Below are 6,565 nucleotides of genomic sequence, written 5' to 3'. Positions count from 1 at the left end.
AGCCATCCAAGCATACATCCGTTGGCGCAACAAAAACAAACATCACGAAGCCATCTTAAAAGAACAAAACAAGATCAAGGTTGCCTGAAGGGGCACTAGAAAGCCGGACAACGGCATCCCGGCCGGTCAACCCAACTCCGGCGAGAACATGCTCATCTTGGAATGTCCGGCAAATCTGCCGGCGTCCCCGTCATCCCTTCAATGTTCCGGCCGCCGAACAAATCGCCACCACGTCACGGCGGTGACCGCGACAAAGCTCAGCAATCCGCTGAGGACGAGAAAGCGATCCGCCCGGAGGACGGCCGGGGCCACGAGCCCGGTCAACAGGGAACTGACCGGCCATGTAAACTGCTCCAAAGCCCTTTTCAAGGAGAAGATCCTCCCCTGAACATGGGCTGGAACCGCCTCCTGGAACAGGGTCAGTGCCAGGGTATCGGAAATCACCCAGCAGACCCAGCCCCTCCCAGGGCGGCGACGGCAAGGGAGGTCAAGATCCCCGCGGCTCTTCGCTCAGGTCCCCCCACATCAGGAGAATGACGCTCCCGAGAAGGGCTCCACCGCTCAGCGAAGCTTCCATCATGCCAAACAGCCGGGGCCCTCCCTGAAACACCTGGGTGACGAGTTGAGGAATCAGAACATTTAGACCACTCCCGAGGAAGACGATTGCAGCCAGCATCATGAGCAAAAGCAATGCCCGCTGGGAGCGCAAAAAACGCACCCCGCCGGAAAGGTCTGACAACAGTGTCACCTTACGCTCCTGATCGGCTTCTTCCCCCCTTTGCGACACCTTTGGGAAAGGAATCCGCACAAAGACCAGGGAGAGCGCGGCGGAAAGAAACGAGAGGGCGGCCAGTGGCAGCAGATGGGCGGCGCTCCATCCTGTGGCCAGGAGAAGGCCTCCAAAGGCCGGCGCCAGAATCCGGGAACTTTGCATTCCGAACTCCAGGAAACTGTTTGCCCTGGCCAGACGACTGCGGGGAATCAGCCGGGGAATGGAGGACTGAAGCGCCGGGCCTTGGAAGCTGTTGCAACAGGACACGCCCGAAGCCACAACATACAGCAAGGGCACAGGCGCATGGCCAATGCTCATACCCAATACCGCAACAGCGGTAACCAACCCGCTGAATAAATCGGAACCCAGCAAGATCTTTCTCCGGTCCCAGCGATCGACGCAGACACCGGCAATGGGGCCCAGCACGATATAAGGAATGGCCACAAACACCCATAAGGCGGCAAGGGCCAACCCCGATTCAAGCCGGGTCCACAGCTCCCACTGAATGGCGAAGAGCGCAAGACCGGTTCCCAGAGCCGAGACTACCTGACTTGCCGCCAGAAACAGAAACATCACCCGGCCGCGTTGCGCGGACCGTTTTTCCGACACGATCCCGTTCTCCTCCAATCATAAAAATCAAGGAGCGCCTCTGGGGCACTCCATTGTTATTCGTACGATATAGTCCTTTCCCGCGTAAGCGGTACTTGTCCAATATTTTCTAAATCTAACAGGAGCATAAAGGAACAAATTTGGGAAGGTTGTCCATAAACCAACGCAAGTTGGACTGATATGTCAAACAAATGCTGGATAACTTCACTTCTTTGGGATTAATGAGTTAACTCGATCTCCATTTCCAAAAGCAAAGAGCTCAAACTTTTTCCATGAGAGTCCATAGCGAGAGAAGTTGTTACTCCCCCGCTTAAGGCATTATGACAAACAAATTGAAGTGCAGCAATATGAGGTAACTCGTAGCGAATCACGTCACCAGCCACGATTTTCCGGAAGTGCTGTTTTACTTTCGTTACTGTTACTTTTTCTCGTAACAGGGGGAAATCTCGCTCATTGTAACAGATAAGTGATAATATAAGTGTATTTCCTTTGTCACCGGCACGACAATGAGCTATTTCGTATAATTTTTTCCTCATTTGCCCCACTCCCGTATTATAACCTGTGGAATCACTTTTTCCCTCGGGATGGTAACGGAAACGATTCCAACCAATTCGTTTACGTATTTTCGTACTCCTCCACCACCAGCTGGTCCGTTGGTGTAAAGAGCCTCCACTTCTTCTCCGATTCGTTCCGCTTGTTCTTTGAACAGCGCCTTTCCGGCAATCCTCAGTCGAACTTCATAGGGGGCACCCTCTCCAAAAGACATCCCGTGAAGGGATGTACAACCAATGTAATCAATGCGAAGCTCGGAATACTCATCCTGTAATCTTTGAGATACCACTTCTCCCGCTAGTTTTGCACGTGCTAGTGCATTCGTTCCGGCATAAGAGATCTCCCCTTCCCCTAGAAAACCTGCATGATATCCCACGCTGACCTTTAGCGTGGAGGGGCGAAACCTCCCCCTACAACCGGATACCTCGATACAGTCCGGACCGACTTCATGTAGATGAACCGTTGTAAAATCGGCGATGACATCCGGCGTAACATATTGAGTAGGATCGGTAATTTCATATAGGAGCTGTTCTTTCACAGTGGCAAGGGTGATTATACCTCCAGTACCTGCCACTTTACTGATGAAAGCAGTACCGTCCGAAGCTATATCGGCATAGGGAAATCCCAGAGCCGCAAGGTTTGGTACTTCTTTTCTCCCGGGGTCTGCAAAGTAGCCACCTGTGATTTGCCCAGCGCACTCTAGTAGGTGTCCCACTACAGTGCCTTGTGCGATTCGATTGGTATCATCCAACGACCACCCGTAATGATAAACCATCGGAGCAACAAATAATGACGGATCGGCAACTCGTCCTGTTATAATAATGTCAGCCCCGGTCTCCAGAGCAGGCAACAGCGCATCCGCCCCAAGATATGCATTTGCTGAAATGATTTCCCCAAAACGAGACAACGGCTCTTTCGTTTCAAGCGTCACTTCATCAGAAGAGATATGCTGTAGAACGTCATCTCCTGTCACCGCAGCCACACGTATCGGTATATTGTGTCGATAAGCGATTTCGACAATCTTTTCCGCGGCGGCAATCGGGTTGGCTGCTCCCATATTAGTAATCAGGCGAAAACGCTTTTGTTGAATCAGTGGTAAGAGAAGATTCATCCTCTTTTCCAACAGCTCATTATACCCCTTTGTTGGATCATGCCTCTTCTGCTTTTGAGCCAGTGCGATTGTACGCTCAGCCAAACATTCTAGAACGAGATAATCAATTTCCCCTTTTTCTGCAAGAACAATAGCAGGATCCAAACGGTCACCGGCAAAGCCAGCTCCAGATCCAATGCGAATCATCATATCACCTCAAACTTGGATAGCTCCCGTAAGCAAAGCAACAATTGTCATCACAATCGTTGTTCCGAATGCCCATTTAAATATAAACCTCTGATGATCTCCCAACTCCACTCCTGACATCCCCACCAAGATAAATGTAGAAGCAGTTAGTGGACTTAACGGAAAACCAGTCGTCATCTGTCCCAATATAGCAGCACGGCCAATCTGAATCGGATCAATCCCAAATGAAGCGGCTGATTTACTGATCACCGGCAATACCCCGAAATAATACGCATCAGGTGTAAAGACCAAGCTGAGCGGCATACTGGTAATCGCCACGAGAATAGGCAGTTGGGAAGCGAAGGAATCAGGAATGATCGAAACCAAGCTTGTGGCCATAGCATCCACCATTTTCGTTTCAGTTAAAATCCCAGTGAAGATTCCTGCGGCAAAAATCATGGTCGAAACCATCACTACGTTTCCCGCATGGCTCTTCAATCGTTCTTGCTGGTCTTGTATTTTGGGATAGTTCACAACCAGAGCCAGGGCGAACGCGATCATAAATAGCACAGGTAGTGGTAACCAAGTCAATATCAAGGCGACAATCAATACCAGGGTTAACAGTAAGTTAAACCAAAATAAGTTCGGGCGTTTGGCGTTCACCTGTTCTGTGGTCAGTTCATTTCGATGGTCATACTCAATGTCGATGACTCCCAGTCGTTTTCGCTCTTTTTTACCAAGTAAATACGCTGCCACTAACACCCACAAAATACCTGCAGCCATCGCCGGCAACACTGGATTGAACAGTTGGGAAGCATCAGCATTCAGAGACGTCATAGCTCTGGCAGTAGGGCCACCCCAAGGAGCGATATTCATGACTCCAGCTCCTAAAGCAACCACACCAGATAAAATAAGGGGTTTAATACCCAATTTCTTGTAAAGCGGCAACATTGCCGAGATGGTGATCATAAAAGTAGAAGAACCATCCCCATCCAACGCAACAATCATAGTAATAACTGCCGTACCAACGACAACCTTTAACGGATCCCCCTTCACCAGCGACACGATTCGGACAATAATTGGATCAAATAAACCCGCATCAATCATCAGCCCGAAATACAAAACAGCAAAGGCAACCATGATTCCTGTAGGTGCAACCTTTATTATGCCTTCAAGCATCATCTCACCAATGTCTGCACCAAATCCTCCAATTAGGGCAAAAATCATCGGAACAATGATTAACGCTACCAGCACAGACAACCGCTTACTCATGATCAGGTACAAAAATACAGCGACCGTTAAAAATCCCCACAACGCCAGCATGAGATTCCCTCCTACTTTTCGAGTCTTCACTAACCGGCAATAAACGTATCTGTGCAGCAGTCCATTTTTCAAACCCTGCAAATTTAATGCCAAAAAAGAAAGCGCTACATTATAGCGCTCAAGGGAAATCGATTTCTACATAATTAGAAAGATCGGCATTCAATTATGCATCCCAAAGGATAATCTATAGCGAAAAATAAATTCCCAATAGTGTAGAAATTGCTTCTAGTTGTTTAGAATCTATCTTCGTTGGGATCAATGTGATACTTTTTTATCTTGTTATACAACGTAGCCAATGAAATGCCCAATGCTTGTGCTGCTTTTTTCTTCTCTTCGATACCGTTCCCAAACCGATTTAAGGTCTCCCGAATCAGTTTCCTCTCCGCTTCTTCAATCACTTCACGTAACGTCCTATTTGTTTGTTTTGGTTCCACCTCTAATTCAGATATCCATTTCGGAAGATGACAAAGTTGAATCTCTCCACCCTCAGCCATGCAAACGGCATAATCAATTGCATTTTTTAACTCCCTAACATTTCCCGGCCAATCATATAATTGTAAAAACTTCATGACCTCCTCACCAATCAATATGTTCCGAAGGGAAGAACGCAGAAACGTTTTGATTAGCTTGGGGATGTCTTCCTTACGCTCGCGAAGTGGGGGTATTTCTATACGGATGACATTCAAACGGTAAAACAAATCTTGTCGAAAAAGCTTTTTAAAAACAAGCTGTTCTAAATCGCGGTTGGTTGCAGCAATTATCCGTATATTGATTTCTTTCTCTTCCATCCCCCCTACTCTCCGTATCTTTTGTTCCTGTAATACCCTTAACAGTTTAGCTTGCAGTTCAAAAGGCATATCTCCCACTTCATCCAAAAAAATCGTTCCGTTATTAGCCAATTCAAACAAGCCAATTTTTCCACCCTTTTTTGCATGGGTAAATGACCCCTCTTCATATCCAAACAGCTCACTTTCAAGTAATGCTGGAGGAATCGCTGCGCAATTCACTGGGATAAACGGCCTCTTTCGGCGGTTGCTTCGGTTATGAATCGCTTGAGCAAAAAGTTCCTTTCCGGTGCCGCTTTCTCCCATAATCAAAACGGGGAGATCTGTTTCCGCCGCCCGTTCTGCAATCTGAATTGTTTGTTTTAACCCACCCTCTTTACCGATAATCTGGTCAAAGGTATATTTAGCCTGATACAGTGAATCAATCGCCCTCTGCAATTGTTCAATTTTTTGTTTTTTCTTTTTTAGTTCATGCGTCAGTTTATGAACTTCCGTCAAACTCTTGCAAACGGAAACGGCTCCGATAATTTCACCCTCAAGAATAATTGGAGCCATATCTACAACGTATTCGCGATTCCCCTCTTTTCGGTACACCCCAACTCGGCATTTTCCGTCCTTTAACGTATTGGGCAATTTCGCTCCCGGGCGCAGTTGGTGTAATGGTTTACCGATAATTTCCTCTTCCCTGACCCCAGTAATCCTTGTATATTCTGGATTAATCAGACGAACGATACCTTCGTGGTCAATCACCAGTATTCCGTCGTTTATCGAGGAAACAATTGCTTTCCACCACTCTACCTTCTCTGTTGAAAGCACTTTGTGCCCTCCCTCTTCATAAGTGTATCCCACTAATACACTTCATCCCAATTACGTTTCCAAAACATTATTATGTTCAATATCTTCCGCAACTTTTCGTTATAGCTATCCTTGCAATCTACTTCTATTTTACATTGGCAGATCATATGGAATAGATAGTAGAAGCTATTTCAAAATTCGATTCACACACCAAATAATGAATGCAATCAGGCAAAAAGCTCTATAAATATACAAATATCGGTCATATCGAACCACCAACCGACGGTAATTGTTCATCCAACCGAAGCAGCGTTCAATGATCCAACGCCGGCGGTATCCCTCTCCCACACGGATGGGGCGGCCACGACGGGGTTTGCGGCTTTTTCGCTGAATGGTGGGAATGGTGGGCTTGATTCCTCGTCGGCGCAACCAGATTCGGAAAGAACGGCTGTC

The 6,565-nt window shown here is 47.4% G+C and carries 7 protein-coding genes; all 7 read right to left on the bottom strand.

The features are described from left to right. Window positions 1-198: 198 nt before the first annotated feature. On the bottom strand, window positions 199-444 hold the full coding sequence (locus CLV97_RS17470; RefSeq protein ID WP_106346806.1) for a hypothetical protein: 246 nt from the start codon (window positions 442-444) through the stop codon (window positions 199-201). A gap of 43 nt (window positions 445-487) precedes the next feature. After that, window positions 488-1,381 carry an MFS transporter gene (locus CLV97_RS17465; RefSeq protein ID WP_146130548.1) on the bottom strand — a complete coding sequence of 298 codons (894 nt, stop codon included), beginning with the start codon at window positions 1,379-1,381 and terminating at the stop codon, window positions 488-490. A gap of 218 nt (window positions 1,382-1,599) precedes the next feature. Beyond that, entirely contained in the window at window positions 1,600-1,917 is a 318-nt protein-coding gene (locus CLV97_RS17460; protein WP_211295789.1) for an AtuA-related protein, read from the bottom strand. Further along, the gene (locus CLV97_RS17455; RefSeq protein ID WP_106346803.1) at window positions 1,914-3,230 is read right to left on the bottom strand and encodes an acyclic terpene utilization AtuA family protein; all 1,317 of its coding nucleotides are present in this window, start codon (window positions 3,228-3,230) and stop codon (window positions 1,914-1,916) included. The genes CLV97_RS17460 and CLV97_RS17455 overlap by 4 nt, the downstream gene beginning before the upstream one ends. A 9-nt stretch (window positions 3,231-3,239) precedes the next feature. After that, a complete protein-coding gene (locus tag CLV97_RS17450; protein WP_106346802.1) occupies window positions 3,240-4,532 on the bottom strand; it encodes a CitMHS family transporter in 1,293 nt (430 codons plus the stop codon). Between the two features lie 233 nt (window positions 4,533-4,765). Then, entirely contained in the window at window positions 4,766-6,133 is a 1,368-nt protein-coding gene (locus tag CLV97_RS17445; RefSeq protein ID WP_106346801.1) for a sigma-54 interaction domain-containing protein, read from the bottom strand. A gap of 165 nt (window positions 6,134-6,298) precedes the next feature. Continuing rightward, a partial coding sequence (locus CLV97_RS17440) for a transposase (RefSeq protein WP_146130502.1) occupies window positions 6,299-6,565 on the bottom strand: 267 nt, incomplete at its 5' end.

Source organism: Planifilum fimeticola (genome assembly GCF_003001905.1).
In the GTDB taxonomy this organism is placed as follows: domain Bacteria; phylum Bacillota; class Bacilli; order Thermoactinomycetales; family DSM-44946; genus Planifilum; species Planifilum fimeticola.
Note: the sequence above shows the minus strand (reverse complement) of the source record. Positions and strands in the feature narration are given on the sequence as shown.